The organism is Paenibacillus sp. FSL H3-0321, assembly GCF_038002865.1.
In the GTDB taxonomy this organism is placed as follows: Bacteria; Bacillota; Bacilli; order Paenibacillales; family Paenibacillaceae; genus Paenibacillus_AQ.
Genome location: NZ_JBBODH010000001.1, coordinates 1168847 through 1191497, shown reverse-complemented (window position 1 = coordinate 1191497; position 22651 = coordinate 1168847). Strand labels below are relative to the sequence as shown.

20 protein-coding genes are annotated in these 22651 nt (G+C 45.5%); 14 read left to right on the top strand and 6 right to left on the bottom strand.

The annotated features are described in order from the left end of the window. Positions 1-20: 20 nt before the first annotated feature. The 5 genes from MHI45_RS05170 (at position 21) to MHI45_RS05150 (ending at position 5501) form a co-directional block, all read left to right on the top strand. Positions 21-944 carry an adenosine deaminase gene (locus MHI45_RS05170; RefSeq protein ID WP_076114324.1) on the top strand — a complete coding sequence of 308 codons (924 nt, stop codon included), beginning with the start codon at positions 21-23 and terminating at the stop codon, positions 942-944. Positions 945-972: 28 nt separating this feature from the next. Continuing rightward, positions 973-2445 (top strand): protein adenylyltransferase SelO, encoded by a 1473-nt coding sequence (locus MHI45_RS05165; RefSeq protein ID WP_076114325.1) that lies wholly within the window; start codon positions 973-975, stop codon positions 2443-2445. Between the two features lie 229 nt (positions 2446-2674). Beyond that, on the top strand, positions 2675-3235 hold the full coding sequence (locus tag MHI45_RS05160; RefSeq protein ID WP_076114326.1) for a cysteine hydrolase family protein: 561 nt from the start codon (positions 2675-2677) through the stop codon (positions 3233-3235). A gap of 259 nt (positions 3236-3494) precedes the next feature. After that, a complete protein-coding gene (locus MHI45_RS05155) occupies positions 3495-4559 on the top strand; it encodes a YrpD family protein (RefSeq protein WP_076114327.1) in 1065 nt (354 codons plus the stop codon). A 126-nt stretch (positions 4560-4685) separates the two neighbouring features. Continuing rightward, a complete protein-coding gene (locus tag MHI45_RS05150) occupies positions 4686-5501 on the top strand; it encodes a copper amine oxidase N-terminal domain-containing protein (RefSeq protein WP_179091884.1) in 816 nt (271 codons plus the stop codon). Positions 5502-5581: 80 nt separating this feature from the next. On the opposite strand, the gene MHI45_RS05145 is transcribed toward MHI45_RS05150, so the two are convergent. Continuing rightward, complete coding sequence (locus MHI45_RS05145) at positions 5582-6460, bottom strand: hypothetical protein (protein WP_076114329.1); 879 nt, start codon at positions 6458-6460, stop codon at positions 5582-5584. Positions 6461-6626: 166 nt separating this feature from the next. On the opposite strand from MHI45_RS05145, the gene MHI45_RS05140 reads away from it, so the two are divergent. Further along, positions 6627-6947 (top strand): hypothetical protein, encoded by a 321-nt coding sequence (locus MHI45_RS05140; protein ID WP_076114330.1) that lies wholly within the window; start codon positions 6627-6629, stop codon positions 6945-6947. Between the two features lie 54 nt (positions 6948-7001). Here the strand turns inward: MHI45_RS05140 and MHI45_RS05135 are convergent, their stop codons facing one another. After that, complete coding sequence (locus tag MHI45_RS05135; protein WP_231578298.1) at positions 7002-7094, bottom strand: YjcZ family sporulation protein; 93 nt, start codon at positions 7092-7094, stop codon at positions 7002-7004. Between the two features lie 257 nt (positions 7095-7351). Between MHI45_RS05135 and MHI45_RS05130 the strand changes: the two genes are divergently transcribed. From MHI45_RS05130 to MHI45_RS05115, 4 genes are all read left to right on the top strand, one after another. After that, complete coding sequence (locus tag MHI45_RS05130) at positions 7352-8656, top strand: MFS transporter (protein ID WP_076114331.1); 1305 nt, start codon at positions 7352-7354, stop codon at positions 8654-8656. 293 nt (positions 8657-8949) lie between these two features. Beyond that, on the top strand, positions 8950-12120 hold the full coding sequence (locus tag MHI45_RS05125) for a GNAT family N-acetyltransferase (protein ID WP_076114332.1): 3171 nt from the start codon (positions 8950-8952) through the stop codon (positions 12118-12120). Then, the gene (locus tag MHI45_RS05120) at positions 12107-12982 is read left to right on the top strand and encodes an amidohydrolase family protein (protein ID WP_076114333.1); all 876 of its coding nucleotides are present in this window, start codon (positions 12107-12109) and stop codon (positions 12980-12982) included. The genes MHI45_RS05125 and MHI45_RS05120 overlap by 14 nt, the downstream gene beginning before the upstream one ends. A 190-nt stretch (positions 12983-13172) precedes the next feature. Next, the gene (locus MHI45_RS05115) at positions 13173-14729 is read left to right on the top strand and encodes an ABC-F family ATP-binding cassette domain-containing protein (RefSeq protein ID WP_076114334.1); all 1557 of its coding nucleotides are present in this window, start codon (positions 13173-13175) and stop codon (positions 14727-14729) included. Positions 14730-14869: 140 nt separating this feature from the next. On the opposite strand, the gene MHI45_RS05110 is transcribed toward MHI45_RS05115, so the two are convergent. Then, positions 14870-16221 (bottom strand): IS3 family transposase gene (locus MHI45_RS05110; protein WP_144024538.1). Its coding sequence is split into 2 segments (ribosomal slippage): positions 14870-15834 and positions 15834-16221, totalling 1353 coding nucleotides; the frame shifts between segments, so codons are not numbered across the junction. A 232-nt stretch (positions 16222-16453) separates the two neighbouring features. Between MHI45_RS05110 and MHI45_RS05105 the strand changes: the two genes are divergently transcribed. The 3 genes from MHI45_RS05105 to MHI45_RS05095 all read left to right on the top strand — a co-directional run bounded on the left by MHI45_RS05105 (position 16454) and on the right by MHI45_RS05095 (position 18867). After that, positions 16454-16936, top strand: a complete 483-nt coding sequence (locus tag MHI45_RS05105) for a DUF2975 domain-containing protein (RefSeq protein WP_076114458.1) — start codon at positions 16454-16456, stop codon at positions 16934-16936. A 10-nt stretch (positions 16937-16946) separates the two neighbouring features. After that, positions 16947-17165 (top strand): helix-turn-helix domain-containing protein, encoded by a 219-nt coding sequence (locus MHI45_RS05100; protein WP_038593853.1) that lies wholly within the window; start codon positions 16947-16949, stop codon positions 17163-17165. Between the two features lie 205 nt (positions 17166-17370). After that, complete coding sequence (locus tag MHI45_RS05095) at positions 17371-18867, top strand: serine hydrolase domain-containing protein (protein ID WP_076114457.1); 1497 nt, start codon at positions 17371-17373, stop codon at positions 18865-18867. 24 nt (positions 18868-18891) lie between these two features. On the opposite strand, the gene MHI45_RS05090 is transcribed toward MHI45_RS05095, so the two are convergent. After that, positions 18892-19551: a histidine phosphatase family protein gene (locus MHI45_RS05090; RefSeq protein ID WP_076114456.1), complete on the bottom strand. Its 660-nt coding sequence runs from the start codon at positions 19549-19551 to the stop codon at positions 18892-18894. A 155-nt stretch (positions 19552-19706) separates the two neighbouring features. Here MHI45_RS05090 and MHI45_RS05085 point away from each other — a divergent pair, with 155 nt between their 5' ends. Continuing rightward, positions 19707-20606: a LysR family transcriptional regulator gene (locus tag MHI45_RS05085; protein WP_076114455.1), complete on the top strand. Its 900-nt coding sequence runs from the start codon at positions 19707-19709 to the stop codon at positions 20604-20606. Positions 20607-20733: 127 nt separating this feature from the next. Here the strand turns inward: MHI45_RS05085 and MHI45_RS05080 are convergent, their stop codons facing one another. Continuing rightward, positions 20734-21720 (bottom strand): BtrH N-terminal domain-containing protein, encoded by a 987-nt coding sequence (locus MHI45_RS05080; protein ID WP_076114454.1) that lies wholly within the window; start codon positions 21718-21720, stop codon positions 20734-20736. Beyond that, entirely contained in the window at positions 21698-22636 is a 939-nt protein-coding gene (locus tag MHI45_RS05075) for an AraC family transcriptional regulator (RefSeq protein WP_076114453.1), read from the bottom strand. Before MHI45_RS05075 ends, MHI45_RS05080 begins: the two co-directional genes overlap by 23 nt. Positions 22637-22651: the final 15 nt, after the last annotated feature.

Here is a 22651-nt window from a genome sequence, read left to right as displayed (position 1 = left end):
AAATGTCCAGGAGGTGCAGGATGAAGGAAAGATTTTGTAAAGCGTTGGAAAGTAATAATTTGGCTGAGATGAGAAAAATACCAAAAGGGGATTTGCACAACCATCTTCCAAGAGGCGGTAATAAGAAGTATATCGAAGAATGGGCCGGGGTGAAAATACCCGAATGTCCGAAGTTTAAAGATCTGGATGAAATGAATCAATGGAATGCGCAATACATAAAACCATTATTTCAGGGAAGATTAGGGTATGAAAAACGACTCGAAGCCGCATTTATGCAGGCAAAGTTGGATGGTGTAGAGCTGCTTCATATGAGTGTTTCAATAGGAGAAGAGGCTTTTTATGATCAATCCATTGAGGATTTGGTTAAAGCATTAAAAAGGATTCACCAAGCCGTTGCTCCAGATGTTACTTTTGTACCGGAAATTGCATTCTTATCCTATATTCCTATTGATGAGATAAATGAAAAGTTAGATCAATATTTCGCTCAGGATTATTTTCAATCGTTGGATATGTTTGGCGATGAATTTGCTGTTCCTTCCTTCAAAAAAGTATACAGAAAAGCGAAAGATAAGGGGTTGCTGCTAAAAGCGCATGTAGGCGAATTTGGATCAGCTGAATTAGTCAAAGAGGCTGTAGAAGAACTTGAGCTCGATCAAGTTCAACACGGCATAGCTGCTGCCAGCTCGCAAAGCATTATGAATTGGTTATGTGATCATAAAATTCAGCTTAATATATGCCCGACAAGTAATGTTGTACTTTGCAGGGCAGCAGATTATAACGTGCACCCTATTAGAAAATTATATGATAATGGGATTAGAGTCACCGTAAATACGGATGACATGATTATTTTTGATCAAAGTGTTTCGGAGGAATTTTTCAACCTGTATCATGCAGGTGTTTTTAATCCAGCAGAATTAAATGAGATCAGAGAAAATGCTTTGTGAACAATAAATTTCGGATAAAGGAGATATTATGACGGAGAAAATAGATGCAGGATGGAATTTCGACAACAGTTATGTTTCTCTTCCCGAATCGCTGTATACAAGGCTCAAACCGGATTCCGTACGACTGCCGAAGCTGGTGATTTTCAATGAAACCTTGGCAGCATCTCTTGGGTTGAAGGGTCCTGCGTTGCGTAGCGATGATGGGGCTGCAGTGCTTGCAGGCAACGAAATTCCTGAAGGCGCTGATTCACTTGCCCAAGCTTATGCAGGGCATCAATTCGGACATTTTAACAGGTTAGGTGACGGCAGGGCTGTGCTTCTTGGTGAACAGATTACACCAGAAGGCGAGAGGTTTGATATTCAGCTTAAGGGTGCAGGTAGAACGCCATACTCCCGCGGAGGCGATGGACGGGCAGCGCTCGGGCCAATGCTACGCGAATATATTATCAGTGAAGCCATGCATGCGCTTGGTATTCCTACCACCCGAAGCTTGGCGGTAGTCACTACAGGGGAGCCGATATTCCGCGAGACCGAGCAGCCGGGTGCTATAATGACCCGTGTAGCTGCCAGTCATCTGCGTGTTGGTACCTTTCAATACGTCTCCGCATGGGGCACTGACAAGGATCTGCAGGCTCTGGCAGATTACACGTTGCAAAGACATTATCCGGAAGCTGACTCTGATTCTGATCCGAACCGTTATCTTGTGCTGCTTCGGGAAGTGATCAAACGTCAGGCTGAGCTGATTGCTAAGTGGCAGCTGGTCGGGTTTATTCATGGAGTGATGAATACCGACAACATGGCCCTAAGTGGAGAAACCATTGATTACGGTCCTTGTGCCTTCATGGATGTCTATGATCCTGCGACAGTATTCAGCTCGATAGATCTTCAAGGCCGGTATGCCTATGGCAATCAGCCGGGGATTGCTGCGTGGAATCTCGCAAGATTTGCGGAAACGCTGCTGCCGCTGCTGCATGAAGACAAGGGCGAGGCGATCAGCCTTGCCGAGGATGCAATTGCAGATTTTCAAGAGATCTTCCTCAGCCATTGGCTCGCAGGAATGAGGGCGAAGCTGGGAATCTTTAATGAAGAACCGCAGGATGAATCCCTTATCGAAGGCTTGCTTGAAATGATGCAACAGTATCGTGCCGACTATACCCATACTTTCCGGGCTTTAACTTTAAATAAGCCGGAAGAAACGGTTTTGCATGGAACACCTGAATTTACCGGGTGGTATGAACTTTGGCAGGCGAGACTGGGCAGGCAGCAGGAATCGCAAGACGCCTCGCAGCAGCTAATGCGCGCCAGCAATCCAGCGGTAATTCCACGCAACCACCGAGTAGAAGAAGCGCTCGAAGCAGCAGTGAGAGAAGAGGACTTCAGTGTGCTGGAGCGGCTTCTTGGTGTGCTTGCGAACCCATACGCCTACTCTTCAGATCAGGATGACTACAATTCACTGCCAGAGGAATCCACCATGCCCTACCGGACTTTCTGCGGTACCTGATTTGGACACAGGAGAAAGGGAATATACATGTACCCTGGCTTCTTATCTACAGTGTTTAAAATATGGTAAACTAATAAAGTCTAAAATATTCACCCTAAAGTGGATACACTATTTTTCTTGGGAGGTAGATATTATGAAAAACAATGCCAGCAAAAAAAACAATATGGGGATAACGTTTAACTAATCGTGTCCGTTAACGTTCCCCGCCATCTGAAAGGGGAAAATCAATTTGAATCAGGTATTATTAATTATCGACGCGCAGCAAGAGTTAATCGATGGAAATGAGCAGGAAAGCGCGGTATTTAACAAAGATCAGCTTATCCGGAATATTAATAAAGTGATTGAACGAGCCCAAGAAGCAGGTGTCGAAGTTGTGTTTGTAAGGGACCTCGATGTAGCGGAGGGAGAAGGTACAGGCTTTCAAGTGCACCATGAAATAAATAAGTCTGCGGATGCCAAAGTCTTTGATAAACTGGCAACCAATTCTTTTCACGGGACAGGACTTCTTCAATACCTGAAAGATCAACAGATTGGGCATGTGGTCATTATGGGTTGTAAAACTCAGCACTGCATTGATACAGCAGTCCGGACTGCTACGGTCCGTAATATGGATGTCACCTTGGTTGGGGATGGACATTCTACAACGGACACTGATGTTCTAAGTGCAGAACAAATCATTAGGCATCACAATAAAACGTTACATGGGCACTACAATGTGGAGCACTTTTCTATGGTCAGAGATTCCGAGGAAGATTTGTTTCGTCCCACGCATGACTCTTATAGATCATAATTCGCAGGCGGCACTTAAATGTGCCGCTTTTTGCTGACTTTTCACTAGTGGGAAATTATGAATGATTCCAAAAGACGCAATAGAATTAATAGAAAAATTCCCATTGTTTTCTATGGAATATAATGTTATATTATGTCAGCGATATCTATTGATGTCATACATAGCCTCTATACTATCAATCATATCATTTTGTTTTGAATAGCTGGCCGGCTTTCAAATATAAAAAAAATTGAAGAATTTATAGAAAAGAGGAAATAACATGATTTTGAAGAAAGGCATATGTTTAATGGTTTTAAGTTCAATGCTTCTTGTTCCAACGATAGCAAGCGCAGAAACTGAAGGAAGCAATATTGAAATTCAAAGCGAAGGAATTAAACCGGCTCAAGAAAAGCTAGATTCTTTTATATCAAAAGCACGTAATTTATCTGAAGAATATTCAACATCGAACAAACAACAAACCAATAATTTAAATTCGATTCCTGAAACATTTAACTATACATTTGTAGAGGGAGATACGGGATATTTTTATGAGAAGTCTTCGGTAAGTGCTGATGAATACGTATTAACTTACCCTATAGAATATTTAGCACAAAACGAAATAACATCTAATCAGAGTGAAGTAACTGCTGCTGCCTCCGACACAATTCCAAGTGGGATCGGGGGACGAGCAACAGTTCAAAAAAATGGCAGCATTAACACCTTTGTTATTCGTACCCCTGCCACTACTACTGGACCTACAGCCAGAACCTATATTTATGGCGGTTTTTCCGGTGTAGGAAAGGACAAGTCAGGGACTTCTAACAGAACTATTGAGGCAGATATGGGACTTGTATTTTCAAATGCATATGGTGTTAATAAGTGGCAACCAACTATTAACTACTATTGGGGAAGTGAAGGAGATGGACATACTGTTCCAGGAAATCGCATAAGTCCATATAATGAAATTTGGTATAAAAATGGATATGTTCCTGGTAAAGATGTAGATGTAACCATTTATCGAAATCTTGGTAATAATACTAGATTATCCACAAGAGGTTATGCTCTTTATGCTGATCATGAGGGAAACGGAACAAATACGTATCTTACAGCTGTTACAGAGATAGCAAACACTTATGTTAGTAGTACCAGTAGTTGGAAGTATTTGGCTACTATTGCGGATACAGTAGTTAATAAAGTGCCTCAAGGGGACGCTGCTGGACAAGTTACTGGTATATTGAGTAATATTCTCATAGACAGTAGCGCATATACTCCTGTGTCCAACGGTACCGATTTTGCTAATGTAACCATTTCGAGCAACAATGTAACAATAAAGGTTTCAAAATAATTATGACTACGTAGAGTTTAGAGTAAATAAATTTAAAGACACCTTATTTTTATGATGCCGTGGAAATATTCTCTGGTGTTATCACATAAGGTGTCTTTACTACTTTATCTTGAAAGGTTGATACATGTGTTCATCAAACGAAAGATAATGATGCTTTGTCTTCTGATAACAACTTTTTCATCGATCACCATAGCAAATGCAGCATCCACTCCATCTGCACCGGTTAAATCACCATTATTGTTGAAAATTAATCAGTTCTACGTGGCATATACCGCTCCCCATGCACCTTATGTTGATAACAAAAATCGTTTAATGGTTCCCTTGCGCAGCATATCTGACTTATTGGCTGCAGACGTGAACTATGATGCCAAGACAAAAATCGCCATGATCACAAGAAAGAACTATCTAAAGGAAGAAGAGAAGAACTTTACCATAAAAATGACAGTTGGGGCAAAAGAGATTGAAATAAATGATGTGAAATCCGAGATGGATACCGTTCCAACCTTAATCAAAGAAAGCATGTTCATTCCATTGAGCGTGGTTACTAAAGCACTCCATATTGAGACTACCTGGGATCATAATAAAGGACTTGTAAGTTTAAATCTCGATCCGGCCTACTTGCCTTCGGGAGTAGTAAGTGATGAGGGACATCTCGGGAAATCCGATACGAAGGTTAGGCCTATAAACTCAACTATTCAAACGACAGTCAACAAAGCTGGAATACCCATCATTAATGTAAATGTGACAGCCCTCAACGAGGGGAAATCATCATTAAGCAAAGGAAACTATTTGCGCTTTTATGTTCAAGATTCGAATTTCGGTTCTTTTGATGTATACAATAAGGATCAAATCAAACCTGGCAACACATTCTCCGTTCAAACAACAAATACAATTCTTGCAGATTCACTAAGATATATTCTAGTTGATGCTTTTGCAGATTAATTTGTAGGGTTTATGATGCTACAAATACTGATAGGATGAATGGGAATAAGCCCTTGCCATTAATGGCAGGGGCTTTAATATTAGGGCTGTATCCATTCGCCAAATAACAACTGCGCCTTGTCCCAATCCACCCCAAGGCCTCCGTACCATCCCGCCCACGGCATTTCCATGTCGGACCGGCCTCTTGTATTGTTCAACTGCAGTTCTCCGTTTACAATGTCTTCCCTATTGCTCCAACGATCAGCTTGAAGCTCCAACACCTGATTGGGCAGGATGCCGACCGTTGCCAGTGATTGCAGGATACCCCGGCGCACACCTGCCGTTCCTTTAACCAGCTTCATGGAGGTTAGGCGTTTCTCATATTTACCTGGAGTCTCATCTTCGGGCGCCTCAGCGAGACTGCGGAGCAGCCGATTAAAAACGGCAATATCCTCACTACTCGGGATTATAGGCTCATTCTTTATGATTTGCGCAAACTCGGTTATGTCCACATAAGCGCCAATTGGACTATTTCCATATACATTCCCTAAGTGAATGGCATATCTAATATAGGATGCGTTTGTCCAGCCTTCATCGTTGTGGTTGAACCCGCACACTTTACAAAAGCGGAAACGTTCTGCTTCTTCATAACGATGCGGGCGGGTGTGAAGCATTTGGTGATAACTGGTCAAAGGGGAGATTCCCCGTGGAAAGCTGCCTCCTACACCTGTGACAAAAGCGGCGGCAATCACCTTCCACGAAAGGTTTGCATTCGCCTGCATCGTGGTCAGGCTCTGAATCACAGAATCATGTGTGATGTGCCCGATATCATTAGCCTGCCAATGATGCTGCTCCAGCAGTTCACGATCGGCAGGTGACAGGGTATCCAACAGGTAGAGGCTTACTTCCCTCTCTCTGTCGTAATCGTAATTAGGGTACTTGTACAGCTTATTTAGTGCTTTAAGCAGTTTATGGTTCATATGAGCTCACCTCCCTACCAGTTTGTTTATAGTTATACCAAATAATACGGGTTCATTTCAAATAAAAGGAAGAGGGGAGGTTCATAGAACTTTTTTCTAAAGCAACGAACCATGTAATTGCACTAGGCATATGATGTATTAGTTTATTAGGAAGGGAGTGTTGACCATGAGTTTTCAAACTGCAGGATATCAGCAAAAAGTTTTGTATCAAGCAGACAGCCAATCTGTTCAAAACTTAAAAAACATTAGAAGCCACCTACAGCATATATGTAAACAACATGGTAATCAAATTGTCAGAATTGAAACCCTGGACGGTCAAGTTTACGTCGGGAGAATTGTGCATTGTGACAGAGGCTTACTGTATTTCGCAGTTCCAAAGCAAGGAGGGCAGCGTGCTTTTTTCGGAAGTCCTTCTTACAGTAGTGATGAGATGATTCTAACTCTTGTCCTGTACGAGCTGCTTGTCATTACTTTATTGTACACATAACATAAATGGGAAAAGAGCCTCCATAGCGTAGGCTCTTGTTTTATTAATATCATTTTAGAACGTTCTCAGAACAATTACCAACAGAATGTAAAGCACCAAGATGACAGTAGTAGAAGTATACCCTCCGAATCCTGCACAACCACTCATTGTTGTTCCTCCTTTGCTTTAACTTATACCCCATACTATGTATCTGTCCCTATCTCTGTAACGACTAATGCCTAAATTGTTTTTTTTTCTTGATCATCTTCATCGCTCATTATAAATTCTATATCCATCAATTTTTACAAATATCGTGTTATTTTTGCGATTTCAAGCCTTATACTTCCTTTATGAGTCATTTCACCTAGTCCAAACCCACATTCCCTACACATAAAAGCATTCGGTTCATTCAGGAGGCTCAGTTTATGAGTACATATTCGAAGGAAGAAAAAAGCTGGATGTGGTACGACTGGGGTCATTCCGCCTACTCTATCATCATTTCGACGGCAGTCTTTCCGCTCTTCTACAAAGCAGCAGCTCAGGATGCTGGCATTAGTGCCGCGGATTCTACGGCTTACCTGGGATATGCTGTTGCAGTTTCGACGTTTATACTTGCCCTGCTAGGCCCGATCTTGGGCACAATTGCCGATTACCAAGGGTTCAAAAAAATGTTTTTCGCCTGCTTCAGCTTGCTCGGCATAGTCGCTACCGCGCTGCTCACGTTTATTCCGAACGACAGTTGGGAGCTGCTGCTCATCTGCTATATGTTCATCGCGATCGGGTCGGCGGGCTCCAATGTGTTCTACGATGCGTTCCTAGTAGACGTCACCGACAACGAACGGATGAATAAGGTGTCTGCCCGCGGATTTGCGATCGGGTATATAGGCAGCACGATTCCTTTTATCATCAGCATCGCGATCATTCTTCTTGCTGAGCAAGAAATTCTGCCGATCTCCGTCACGGTGTCGAGCCAAATCGCTTTCTTCATTACGGCCCTCTGGTGGGGCATCTTCACCTTACCCATGCTCCGCAATGTACACCAGAAGCATTACTTGAACCGCGAGCCGCGAATCGTTGCGAACAGCTTCAAGCGTCTCTACGAGACCTTAAAGCAAATCAAGCAGCATCGCGCGATTTTCCTTTTCTTGCTTGCTTATTTTTTCTATATCGACGGCGTCGGGACAATCATTACGATGTCAACCGCTTATGGAACTGATCTCGGCATCAAGTCGACTGATTTGCTCATTATATTGTTTGTCACGCAAGTTGTCGCTGCTCCATTTGCAATATTGTACGGGCGTCTGGCGGATCGGTTCTCGGGCAAAACCATGCTGTATGTCGGTATCTGCGTCTATATCATCGTATGTATCTACGCTTATTTCATAAAGTCGGTGTTCGACTTCTGGGTGCTTGCGATGCTGGTCGCCACCTCGCAAGGCGGCATTCAGGCGTTGAGCCGGGCTTACTTCGCACGGATGGTGCCGAAGGAGAACGCTAACCGGTTTTTCGGGTTTTATAATATTTTCGACAAGTTCGCATCGATTCTGGGGCCTCTTCTAATCGGAGTCACCGCGCAGCTCACCGGCCACACGAACATGGGGGTCTTTAGCCTTGTTGTCCTGTTCATTGCAGGTATCGTCATTCTCATGCTAGTGCCGGAGCAGGGAAGGGGACAGGTGGCCAGTTTGTCAGGTGGGCATCATGGCCGCAAGACGAGCGGGTTGAACTAGTCAGTGCGGTAACGCGTCTTGCTCTACCAACGTAAATTAAGAAGCTGAGCATTAAGGGTTAGGAGAGAACGGTAGTCCAATAAAACAGCGGCAGTCCGGGACATGATTTCGTCGTCCATGACTGCCGCTATTTCCTATAATAGGGTCAGACTGTGCTATGTACTCTTTAAGTATAAGAGTTTTAGCCCTCGTAATGGTCTTCCAATTAATAGTATAATGAGAACTTATAGGGCTATTATTGCTCTGCTAAAGAAGATTACATATCCATATTTGAAACATAAGGAGATGAGCTCATGACAGCAATTATCCCTACAGAACAAATCCGTATTATTGAATACGATCCTTCTTACGCTGGGGCGGTCGCAGAGATGTGGAACCGCAGTAACGAAAGCTGGGGCGGCGGCACCAACCACAGAACAGAAGACAGTGTGCGCAGGGAGATGGAGGTTTCGGCCAATCTTCATGTGTTTCTCGCTGTCGATGGCAAAGAGGTGGTCGGATTCTGCAGTTTTGCACATTACCGCCAAGATGAAGGGGCATTGTACGTACCGTTATTAAACGTACGCCCCGATTATCACGGTTACAAGGTAGGCCGTAATCTGATTTTGAACGCCGTCCGTAAGACAGTCGAAGCGGGGTGGCCTCGTCTCGATCTGTTTACCTGGGCAGGCAACACCAAGGCTGTGCCGATGTATAAGAAATGCGGATTCTTCTGGGAAAAGAATGAAGATTACGTCCATCTGATGAACTTCATTCCAACCGTTCTGCAGACTGAAGCGCTTGCTCCCTATTTCGAGGAGCTGGATTGGTACGCAGACAGCACCCGCGAACTTCCCATTCAGCCGGATGGCCGGCGGGAGCGTGGTTTTGATTTCTTTGATTACACTTGGCAAAAGGGAGAACTCTCCTTGCGGGCAGAATTCGAGAAGTCCGGTCGCGGGCTGACCGCTCTTGATACACCTGACTATGAAATCTCCACTGAAATCGACGATCATGATCTTGTGTTTGGCTCCACTTACAAGATTCGTTATGTGATCAAGAATCGTTCTGCTTCCGAGCTGGTGATTGAGATCAAGGGCCAGAATGACAAGAACATCCGGTTTGACCTCTCCGCTGCACATACACTTGCTGCGGGAGAAACGGTCATTGTAGAGGGTGATTTCGAGCTTGATCCGGTTCGTGAGGAGCAGAACGATAAGAAGACCCATCCGGTTGTGACGAGCCAATGGATCATCGGTGGCAAGCGGGCTGAGTTCCGTATTGGCGTAGCTCCGAAATTTCCGGTCAAGATGAAGATTGTATTGCCAACCCGGGAGCTGTATCCGGGCCTTCCGGCTGAGCTGTATCTGAACGTGGAGAATAACTTCGCCTCGGAAGCGGAGTTCGCTTTTGACTTGCCGGAGGAGGATTTCCTGCAGTGGGGGGAACGTGCAGTACGCTTCACGGTTCCGGCTAAGAGCAAAGCTTCTATCCCGGTACCCTTCACCCTGTTGTCCTACGGGCTTTACTCACAAGATGTTGAAGTGACGGCCGTTCCAATTGGGCAAAAGGCGGTCTCCTTCACAAGTAAACTATCCGTTCTAATGAAGGGAACGCAGGGCCGCTTCGGCGGGCAGGAGGGTGACCAGTGGGTCGCCGTGAACGGCGCCTTCTCGCTCCATATGAACAAGTCCGACAATGGAATGTGGATTGAATATCCCGGCTCCAGCCATAACTTCTGGTGGACCTTTCCGAAGCTAGGCAAGCCGTTCGCAGAAGAATTCTCTAAGAAGCAGGCCGTCAGCGTGAAGATCTACTCGGAAGGGGAGAGCCAGGTTCTCGAAGCGCTCTACGCGTCGGATGAATTCCCGGGTATGGAGATAACAACGGTGGCTAAGCTATTCGCAAACGGAATCGCTGAGTTTCATCATGAGATCTGCAACACCAGCAGCAAAGCACTGGATGAGAACATGTATGTACTGACGAATTTCGGCTTTTTTGGCAAGCAGCTCATCCTGCCGTATCAGGGACATTACGTGGACATGGGCGATGCGTACGCCGGCGATCCGGGTCTTTGGGACAGCGACCAGGTCACGGAGAACTGGATGTTCTGCAAGGAAGAGAACGTCACCTGCGGAATTTGCTGGGACCCTTCTCTGAAGCTGCTTCGCCCGGAATACACGCTTGGGCTTGAGCATAACCTTGGGCAGATTTCCGCTGGAGAGGTCGTGCGGACAAAGGCAACTGTGTTTGCACTAAACACCTTTCCCAAGTGGCCGGAATTCCGCGCCTTCGCCAGAAAGCAGAAGAATTCGGTCATCCCGGTGCTGGACGATCATCTGGAACTCACACTCGGCGGCGGAAATCCGTTTGCGGCGGGTGCGCTTCAGGCAGAACTACTCGAACGAAAGATGACCCCGCTTGCAGGAAGTCTCGATCTGTATGTGCAAAACGATGGCGGAGCGGAGCAGAGAGCGGCTGGTATCAAGTTGCAAAGGGAGCAGGATTTACGCTCTGCGGGCTTTGAGCTCTCTCCTGAGGAAATGAGATCACCGGGACACAGCAACTCCGGCCAGAAGGTCCGGGTCGTCTATCGCGGAGAGGATCGCATTCAGGAGCGGTCGGGTCTTTGGTTCCCTCAGACGGAAACAACTGTTGTTTGCGAGATCGAAGAAGGTCCGGCGGGTTCCGTTTATACGGTGAGTAACGGAGTACTTTCGATAGCGGCTGCCCCTCAGTTCGGAAGCGTGGTGCATTCCTTGAAGCACCAAGGGGAAGAATGGCTGGACAGCTCCTACCCGGAAGCCGTTCCGCGTTCCTGGTGGAATCCTTGGTACGGCGGTCTCGGCGTAGGGATTTCCGGAATGGGCGGATTCAGCCGGCAGCAGGAGACGAGAACCGCAGCATGGGTGAAGCGGAAGGATGTACACGGCAATGTCTGGAAAGGTCTGCGATTAACCACTTCTATCGAAAAGCAGGAGGCAAACCGGGGGATCACAATCAACCAGCATTACCTTATGCTGCCCGGCGTCCCTGTGCTCTGTATGCTGCATTCGGTGACCAACAGAAGTGGAATGGTTCTGCCACAGTATTCGCTATCGGAGGATAGTTACTTCAAGCCTTCACCTGTCTTTTCCGAAGGGTGGATGGAATTCCCCGGGGAAGGCAAGTTCATTCTTGGGAAAGTGGAAGCTCATCTGGATTCTAAGGGGATCTTGCGAGTCGGTGCAACTTCACGTAAGGACATGCTGCATGTTGTGAATAATTACCCCAACCAGAGGGCTTCAGCGTATGTGAACAATAAGGTATTCGCTCATGATGTGGGTCATCATCTTCCACTTCTGAACGGAGAAACCGCTTGGACACAGCCAACCTTCCTGATCATGGGGGAGATCCCTCTGAATCCAGAGGATGTACGGGGACTTCTGAAGCTGGCCTTTGCCAGTCCCACTGACGAAAAGGAGAGCTTAAATGCCGATCATTGATATACACATTCATCTGTCTGACATCGACAGCTTTCATCAAACAGCGGCGGATCTGTCCAAGGTCGATTACACAGCCGCTGGCCTCAAGGCGGAGTTTGACAAGAACGACGTTGTTCTCGGTATTGGTATGGGGGTCACGGAACAGACGAAGGGTGCCTTTCCTGACTCTACTTCACCCAATCCGATGGGTCTTGATTTGGAAGCCAATGTTCCGCCGTTCTTAATGGAATGCGTTGGCATCAACCCGAACATGCTTGCAGGGGGCCATGTCCAAGAGGAGCTTGACCGAATCGAAGCACGGCTGCAAGCTCCCGAGGTAGCGGGAATTAAGCTCTACGCCGGGTACTACCATCATTACGTCTATGACAAAATCTATACACCCGTCTATGAGCTGGCTGCCAAATACGGCTTGCCTGTGGTCATTCATACCGGCGATACGTATTCGATGAATGGATTGCTTAAGTATTCGCATCCTCTTACCGTGGATGAATTAGCCTACCAGCAGCGGGGCGTGAACTTTATGATCTGCCATCTGGGCGATCCCTGGGTGATGGACGCTGCCGAAGTGGTGGCCAAGAATCCGAACGTCTATGCCGATTTGTCCGGCCTTGTCGTCGGCGATCGGCCCCATTTTGAACGGTTTATGAACGAACCCTTGTTCATGGACCATTTCCGCCGGGCACTGGTGTACTCCGACCATTACGAGAAAATGTTGTTCGGTACCGATTGGCCGCTTGCCCCAATTGACCTGTATGCGGAATTCGTCCGCCGGCTTGTGCCTGAGCAGCATCACGAGAAGGTATTTTACGAAAATGCCTTTCGGCTGTTTCCGCGTATCCAGCAGCGGATTGCGGCGCTCTGATACTACCGGGGACAGCCCAGCCAGAGTGCAATGAAGCATAATTGAACAAGCCATCCCCTTAGACCGTGTGAGGGGATGGCTTGTTTTTGGTTAAGGGAAATGTAAGATTTTTTAAAACCGTATGGAGTTGTGGCGCTTTAGCCTTTATAATATGACGAGTATAAAGAATAAAGGAAAAGGTGTTAAATACATGAGCATATTAAACGTAGAAAAGCTGAGTCACGGGTTTGGAGACCGGGCGATTTTCACCGATGTATCCTTCCGCCTGCTGAAGGGCGAACATATCGGTCTGATCGGTGCCAACGGTGAAGGTAAATCCACCTTCATGAACATCATCACAGACAAGCTTCAACCGGACGAAGGTAAAGTTGAATGGGCTAAACGAGTGCGGACCGGATATCTGGACCAGCACGCGGTGCTTACCAAGGGACAATCGATCCGTGATGTATTGCGCGGAGCGTTCCAGTATCTGTTCGATATGGAACAAGAGATGAACGACATGTACGGCAAAATGGGTGAGGTGTCCCCGGAGGAGCTTGAGCAGCTGCTCGAGGATGTTGGAACCATTCAGGACACATTGACGAGCCAGGATTTCTATATGATCGACGCCAAAATCGACGAAACCGCCCGCGGACTTGGACTTACCGACATCGGCTTGGATAAGGACGTCCATGACCTTAGCGGGGGGCAGCGGACTAAGGTGCTGCTGGCTAAACTGCTGCTGGAGAAACCGGACATTCTGCTGCTTGACGAGCCTACGAACTATCTTGACGAGCAGCACATCGTGTGGCTGAGGCGGTATTTGCAGGAATACGAAAATGCCTTCATTCTGATCTCGCATGACATTCCGTTCCTGAACAGTGTCATCAACCTGATCTACCATATGGAGAATCAGGCACTGACCCGTTATGTGGGGGATTATGACTATTTCCAGCAGGTGTACGAGGCGAAAAAGTCGCAGCTTGAATCTGCGTTCAAACGTCAGCAGCAGGAAATCGCAGATCTGAAGGACTTTGTTGCGCGGAATAAGGCCAGCGTGGCTACGCGGAATATGGCGATGTCCCGGCAGAAGAAGCTGGATAAGATGGAGGTTATCGAGCTCGCGAGGGAAAAACCGAAGCCGCAGTTCAACTTTAAGGACGCGCGCACTTCCGGCAAGCTGATTTTCGAAACGAATGAACTCGTGATCGGCTACGATTCTCCGCTGTCCAGACCGCTGAACCTGCGCATGGAGCGGGGACAAAAAATAGCGCTCGTCGGTGCGAACGGGATCGGGAAGACGACGCTGCTGCGCAGCATTCTCGGCCAGATTCAGGCGATCTCCGGTTCGGTCAAACTCGGCGACCTGCTGGAAATCGGCTATTTCGAGCAGGAAATGAAGGATGCGAACTACAACACCTGTATTGAAGAAATTTGGACCGAGTTCCCGTCCTATACGCAGTTTGAAATTCGGGCGGCTCTTGCTAAATGCGGTCTGACTACCAAGCATATCGAGAGCAAGATCGCGGTCTTAAGCGGCGGCGAGAAAGCCAAAGTCCGTTTGTGCAAGCTGATCAACCGTGAGACAAATCTGCTCGTACTGGACGAACCAACCAACCATCTTGACGTGGATGCGAAGGACGAGCTACAGCGCGCACTCAAGGCGTACAAGGGCAGTATTTTGCTGATCTCCCATGAGCCCGAGTTTTACCGCGATATCGTGACAGAAACATGGAACTGCGAATCGTGGACGACAAAAGTGTTTTAAACAGCCGGCAACAGAGCTGGTCTGTTATCGCAGGTTTGAGTGAACGTAAAGGGCGTCGCACTTAAGTGATGAAAAGATAAAAGCTTCTGCAGCATAGTGAACTGTGACCGTATTTGTGGAAAGTTTAAAAAAGAAGACCTTTAAGAAGCGGTTAATAGGTGACTCCTGAATTCATCGGGAGTCATTTTTTTTAATGCCCATTGATATCGCTCGGAGTTATAGTAGGCGATATAGTCATCCACCCTTGTTCGTAATTCCACGAGAGTCATACATGACTTGTACTCCAAATCATCCTTCATATGGCCAAAGAAGCTCTCGATGGCGGCGTTATCCCAGCAGTTTCCTTTCCGTGACATGGACTGTGTAAACCCAGCTTTGTGTACGAGAAGGCGGAATCTAGGATGAGTATAGTGCATTCCTTGATCCGAGTGTAACAGAGCTTCTGGATGAATATTGCCATCCAGTCGTTCAAGTAGTTTCTCCAGTGTTCGTTCTACAATTGGCATGGCCAATGACGAAGAGAGGTAGTGAGCTAGAATCTGTCTCGTAGCCCCGTCTTTCACCACGGATAAATAAGCACATTGTCCATCGCCATAATGCATATAGGTAATATCCGTCAGTAGCACTTTCTCGGGCTCTCTTTGGTCAAACTGACGCTTGAGTAAGTTGGGACACGTTTGGTGCTCTTGTGTGGCTTTTGCCATCTTCCGATAGGGATTGGCTTGCCGGATCGTAGCAATGAGCTTATATTTTCGCATTAATCTTCGAATTTTCTTATGATTCATGATGATACCGTTCTCCCGTTCCAGCCTCATCTTCACGACCAATGCTCCTGCTCTACCATTTAAAGCATCATAGTGTTTCTTGATGAGGAAAGCGTCACGCTCGTCCGCTTCCTCTCGCAACTGTCTGGCTTCCTCAACAGCTTGCCAACGGTAATATCCGCTTAAGCTCACACTGGCTAGCCTGCACAAATAACGCGTCACTCGCTGCAAACCGTGCTTACGTATCGTTTGGTTAATAATTTCAAAGCGCTCGGAGGGTGTCAATGTTCCCTCTGCATCTTCTGCTTTTCGAGCGCCTCTAGCTTTTTTAAAAAATCGTTCTCCATCTCCAAAAGCTTGATTCGTGCCTCTGCACGTTTGAACTTTTCCTCGATAGAAAGTTCTCCAGCTGGTCGTCTGCCCGGGGATCCCTTTCCTCGTTGTTCCTCTAGTAATCCAGCATCTCCCAGAGCATTGTACGTATTACGCCAACGGGTTAGGCAATGCTTAGGCTTCTTGCGACCGATAATATCTACGTCAAATCCCGCACTAAGGAAGATTTCCATTGGAGTTTGACCCTCCTTATAGGCCTTAACCGCAGCCAACTTAAACGTTGACGAATAGGTGATACTCTTTTCCGTCACGTTCTCTACATTTGGATTGTTCTCTAGTAGTTTAATCTCTTTTTCGTTGAATATTTTTGAGCTTCCTCTTGTTTTATTATTCATGAAGGCTTCCTCCGCTATTTCGCTATTTCGATTAAAACACAAATGACCCATAAGAGGGTCACTTTTTTCAAAGTTTCCATCTTACGGGTCACAGTTCATAGTGCTGCAGGAGCTTTTTTGTCTTTTACATATTAACAACAATAATATATTTAAAAGCACTAATTATTTATTGAAAAACGATAAATTATATGCTAAAGTCATATTAAATTTAAACATAAGTGAGGGGCTTTTTATGAAACGAGGAACAACACTTTTTTTAAAGGCAGCAGTTATTCTGATTGGAATCCCGGTTCTGGCTTTGTGCATATTTCTGGTACCTGAGATCGCGAATTTTGCAGCAGAATTGTATCCGGAGTTGACGTACATCCAATTTCTCGTTTATCTAGATTTATATGCATCGGCGATTCCTTTTTACATTGCTCTGTATCAAGCTTTTAAACTTCTGGGCTATATTGACAAGAACAAAGCTTTCTCAGAATTATCAGTACGAGTATTAAAAAATATAAAATACTGTGCGATTACAATCAGCAGCGTGTATGTGTTAGGCATGCCACTCTTCTATCTCATAGCGGAGAAGGATGATGCCCCTGGAATCATAGTCATCGGATTGATTATTATCTTTGCCTCCATGGTGATTGCCGTTTTTGCTGCTGTTCTCCAAAGGCTTTTAACAGAGGCGATTGAACTAAAATCTGAAAATGATTTGACAGTCTGAGGTGAAAACTATGGCGATTATAATCAATATTGATGTGATGTTGGCTAAGCGGAAAATGAGCGTAACCGAACTTACGGAGAGGGTTGGAATCACGATGGCTAACCTGTCTATATTAAAAAATGGAAAGGCAAAAGCGATTCGCTTCTCCACTTTAGAGGCGATTTGTAAGGCTTTAGAATGTCAGCCTGGCGATATCTTAGAATACAAAAGTGACGAAGATACTAATTGACCTGAAATGTCTAAAAATAGTTCATAAAAGCTACTGCTGATGTTTTGGCGGGAGCTTTTTTGGTTGTCTTTAAATTTGTGTAAACGGTTAGTGGAGAGGATTTCTGTCAAGTAGCTGCAGAGAAGTTGAGGAATAGAACGTCTAACTAAATGAAGAACGATGCTGTACGGAGTATGAAATATTACGAACATGAAGAGGAGAGACAATGAAGAACTTATTTAGGAGAAAAGGCTTAGCACTAGCAAGTGTAATCTTGCTTATCGTAATCATTACTGCCGCTGTTGACAGGGGCGCGTTTGGAACGTTGTTTACGGAAGGGAAATATGATACTGAGGAGCATATGGTAGAGACCCTTATGGCCAAAACAGCGACTCCAGGAGTAGCGATAGTCTCATCCAAGCAGGGCAATACAGATTATAAAGTATACGGATACGCAGATGTTGACCTAGACAAGAAGGTCACTGAAGAATCGTTATTTGAATTGGGATCGACGACCAAGGCGTTTACAGCTCTGGCTATTATCCTATTGAAAGATGAGGGGAAATTGGCTTTTTCGGATTCTGTCTCAGAGTATCTTCCCCGTTTTGTCCCAACCTTTCAAGAAGAGAATGTGAATATTACAATTGATCAGCTGTTAGCTCATACAAGTGGGATTCCGTCTTGGAGTATAAAGTTAATTCCTGAAGGAACTACTGAGAATCTGCTTGACGAAACCATAAATAAGATTTCAGATATTTCATTGGATACATACCCGGGGGCAGAATATCAGTATGCAACTGTAAATTATGATATTCTGGCGATGATTATTGAGAAAGTTACAGGTACAAGCTATCAGAATTATGTAACTCAGAATATACTGGTTCCGCTAAAAATGACGGACAGTTATTTTTCAACAGGTCAGGAACAGAAACCGGATCAGCTTACCAGAGGATACCGGGTGTTTTTCGGAAAAAGCTTCCAATATGATGCCCCCAGATATTATGGGAATATTGCTGCTGGATATTTGGTGACGAATATAAAGGATTTGGAGCATTGGATGAATGCCCAATTAGGAATGGGTGATATCCCGGAGGGTCTGAGGAGAGCTATTCAGCAATCTCATGAGGTGGACCTCCAAACCGCTGGATATGAAGAGAAGAACCAATACTATTCATACGGTTGGAGTAATGATCCAGAAGAACGGGTGATTAGTCACAGTGGAAGTAATCCTAATTATTCCTCACATTTTATTATGGATATAGGGAAACTTGAGGCCGTATTAGTATTAACTAATTTGAATTCAACTGCACCTTCGCTGATTGCACATAACCTGCATGAGAATATGAATGGTAATCCAATGAATAAATTTACATACGATGACAGTTATATATTGCTTGATTTGATCTTTTCGTTCCTTGCTTTACTAACAGCCATTAGTTTAAGTCTTAAGGTGATTAAATTAGCTGGAGGAAGCAAGCAAAATAAAAATGTTGAAAAGACAAGGAACAAGAGGATTATAGTGATTTTTGTTATTATCCTAAGAGCGATGTTGCTGGTATTAGTTATATTCTGGCCTTATCTGTTAAACAATAATTACTACATGATTAGCGTGTGGATGTCGTATTCACTATTCCTATGGATGGGGCTTGTTTCACTCAGCTGCATGTTATCGATTATATTGAATTTGAAAAAGATAGGAGTCCTTAGGAGCAATTTATCCTAGCTAAGCCTGAACCACTCCCATCTGCTAACAAGTAGCTTTACCGATTTTGCTTTCCTGGTTCTGTGCTCCACGATAATGTGAAGTATCACCCAGCAAATCGACGTATGATTTTCCATCTATTACTTGTACTTTACATAGAGCAGTGGAGAAAATATCCGGCATTTCCCCGATTTCCCGCAGTGATTTATTGAGAAAATGAGCCATAATTACTTTTAAGGTCATTCGATGTGTAACGATGAGCAGCTTCTGTCCCGGGTTATCGTTAAGGATGCACTCAACAGCGGGAATCAATCTTTGTTCTAGCTGTTCGTACGTCTCGCCTAAGCTGACAGGAACATATAGATCAGGACTGGTGAAAAATCGAGCATATTGCAAGGGATAATCTTGCTCTATTTGCTCGGTTTTCATTCCTTCCCATATCCCCATATTGATTTCCATCAGCTCATCCAACTGTTGAATAGGCAGCGTTCGATTTCCCCTCAAAATTTGTGCGGTATGGAATGCTCTTAGACTGCTACTTGAATAGATCGCGCCTAAGTTCTCTCCCTCTAAACGTTCCTTCAACCATTCAGCTTGCTGCTTTCCCAGGGTAGTAAGCGCTGAATTCTGATGCCCTTGCATTCTTTTCTGCAAATTCCATTCTGTCTGCCCATGGCGGGTTAAATATAATACGGTTTCTGTCATGTTCGAAGCCTCCCTTATTTATAGATGTAAGTATAAAATAAGAGAATATAAATAAACATTATATAATAATTAATATTCATAATGTATATTTATAGTTGCGAATTCCTGTTTGCACAAATATAGCGTTTCATTCATATCGTTAGGAAGGTATTCAGATGAACTTTCATGTATTGAGATTGTTTTATTACGTGGCGATAACAGGTAGTGTAACCAAAGCCTCGGAGCGATTGCATATCAGCCAACCCGCGATATCCGCACAGATTCGTAAGTTTGAACGGGAGAATAACATTACGTTATTAGAAGTGAGAGGAAAGAGGATGGCGCTCACACCACTTGGACACAGGCTGATCCAGCCACTTGAGAAACTGTTTGCCATGGGTGAACAAATAGAGCAAATGATTGAAGATTATCACAAATTTCCGATGGGGAATATCCGCATCGCAGGCAATTACCTTGCCACAAGCCTGCTCATTCCCAGATGGGCCTCCTTATTTAAACAACGGTTTCGCGACCTTGGAATTCAGATTTCGACCGCCAATTCTTACGAAACTATGGAAAAATTAATAAACTTTGAAGCGGACGTAGCTATTTACAGTGATATGGAGTTCCCATCCCATAATACGGGAAACTTTGAGTACCGCGAATTATACAAGGATGAGTACGTGTTTGTGGTTTCTTCCGAGCACCCTTTTGCCAAGCAGCAGGTCTGTCTTGAAGACATGGTATCTGAGGCGTTTATTATGAGAGAGGAAGGCAGTGCGGCCAGAGAGAGACTGCTTCGGCTGTGCGAAGACAGAAAAGTAGGGCAACCCAAGATTGAACTGCAATTTAATGGTGTGAACGAGACGATTCTGGCCGTGATAGCCGGTTATGGAATTACCTTTGTCTCTTCCTTGTTGGCACAGCCTTATCTTGATCAGGGGACGTTAGCCAAGGTTGAAACAGGAGACACTGTTACCAAGCATTCCATATGGATGGCCAGCAGACCCAAGGCAGAGCAGGAAAGTTATGTTCAGTCGTTCATTGCACTGGTCATGGAACAATTAGAAAAGTAGTTGCTTGAACAGAGATAAAAAAACTCAAGCCGTTAACGATTTCTTAAAATCTATTTGATCTAAGCGTAATAAGAGAAGACCGTTCCTAATAAGGAGCGGTCTATTTGTAGTGGTGTCTATGGGAAATCTAACTCTTGAATGCGGGTTGGTTCACTAATTGCACCAGCTCAAGCAGCAGCTCTTCTTCCGAGTGAATGATTTCAAGCATTTTCTTATGGATTTTGCCGCGTTGTGCCGGTTTGTTACCCGAACGCATCACCTTTATCATAAATTGATTCACCATATTCCACATCTCCCCGGCAATCCGGTAGCCCTCGGCAATCCGGGTAAGCTCAGGCACTTCTTGATCAGCGGAAATGGCACTCAGGAAAAGGCTGTACCTTATCCGTGTGATCGGAAGGGTGTTGGCAGCCAGCAAGAAATAGGCACTATATTCCTCGGGATTCTCGGCGATTATTCCTGTCTCGAGGTAGGCATCAGCATAGGCCCTTAGATGCTCCGCAACCTGGAGCGGCTGGACTTCATGCTCTTGATTCAGCAGCGTATGCTCAAGGGCAAGGCGCCATTGCCCAAGGGGGCGCGATGGTTCGCACAGGCTGAACTCTGCGAAGAAATGGCAGGCGGACTCCCATTCATCCAAATCCACCGTTTCCAGGGGACGGCCGTAGTAGCCATCCGTTAAATAAATCTTCCGGCTTGAACGATCGACGCCTACAGCCAGACAGGCATGTGAAGTATGCAGCCTACGGTAGGCCAGACACCAGGGGCAGCTATAGGAATCGAATCCTACCAGAACAGGCATGCCGCCAGCGAGCCGTTTCTCCAGCATTTCAAGCAAAAAAGACTTGTCCATCGCCGGCTCTTCCCGGTTAATATATGTGAAATTTATCCCATGATAAGCCGCCAGATACTCCTTGCTGATTCGCGGAGTAGATACCCGGTCGATGATGGACTGTTCTGAAGACCGTTGTTGCTTGAAGGAGAACTGCCAGGCATTGCCGTACATGTACTTGCTGTCTTTACCCTGCCATTCAGCCACTGATTGGATACAGTCATCGATACAGCTGCGAAGCGTAGGGTAGGGGGTGCTTTTAACGGGCAGGATGTTCAGCAAAACTTATCATCTCCTTGCCAACTGAGAAATGACTGTGCCCCCAATTGCGGTAATTCCCCGGTGTCATCCCGCTGTATTCGCGGAACAAACGGTAGAAGTATTTCATATCTCCAATCCCGACCTCAAGCGCAATCTTCTGAATGCCGAAGTCTGTGAACATCAGCAGTGCACAGCTGTATTTCATACGTATTTCCTGAAACACCTGGATATAGGATTTGCCGGTCTTCAGCTTGAACAGTCTTTGAAACTGGCGTGAGCTCATGGAAATATAGCGGCTGATCTCCTTCAATGAAATTCTCTGCTTAAAATTGCTGACCATATATAGAATTACATCATGCAGCGGATCATCTGCCTGCTGTAAACGGTCTGAGAAAGGAACACCCGCACAAGGCTCGACAATCCTTAGAAGTTCAAATAATAAGGGATACAGCCTCAGTGGATCTGCCGATGGGCTGTTGTTATGTAACTCCTGCATGCGGCGGAACAAGACCTCCAGTTCCATTCCCTGCCCATGGTATCCGAACCAGGATTTCTGTTCTTTCAGCAACCGCAACCGCAACCGGAGTTGCTGTTCTTCATCGAACAGCCCCGTGAAGAGCGCCGGCAAAGCGGCAGGAAGCTTGAATACCTCAGGACTCAGCATACAGTTCAAGATCCGCAGCGGCTGTATTCCACTCAGATCCCGGGGCTGGAACACATGGGATACCTCAGGCGGGATGACAAACAGATCACCTTTTGCAACCTGTATCTTGTCCCCGGCGATAAGCTGAATGCCCTCTCCCTCAAGCACATATGCGATCTCCATGAAATCATGCTGGTGGAGAACAGAAGTGAGCGATTCTTCGGTCAGCAACACTTGAACCGGTGAATTTGTGTCAAATAGATATTCCCCAGCAACTACCGGAAAAACCTCCATAGACGAACCTCCGTT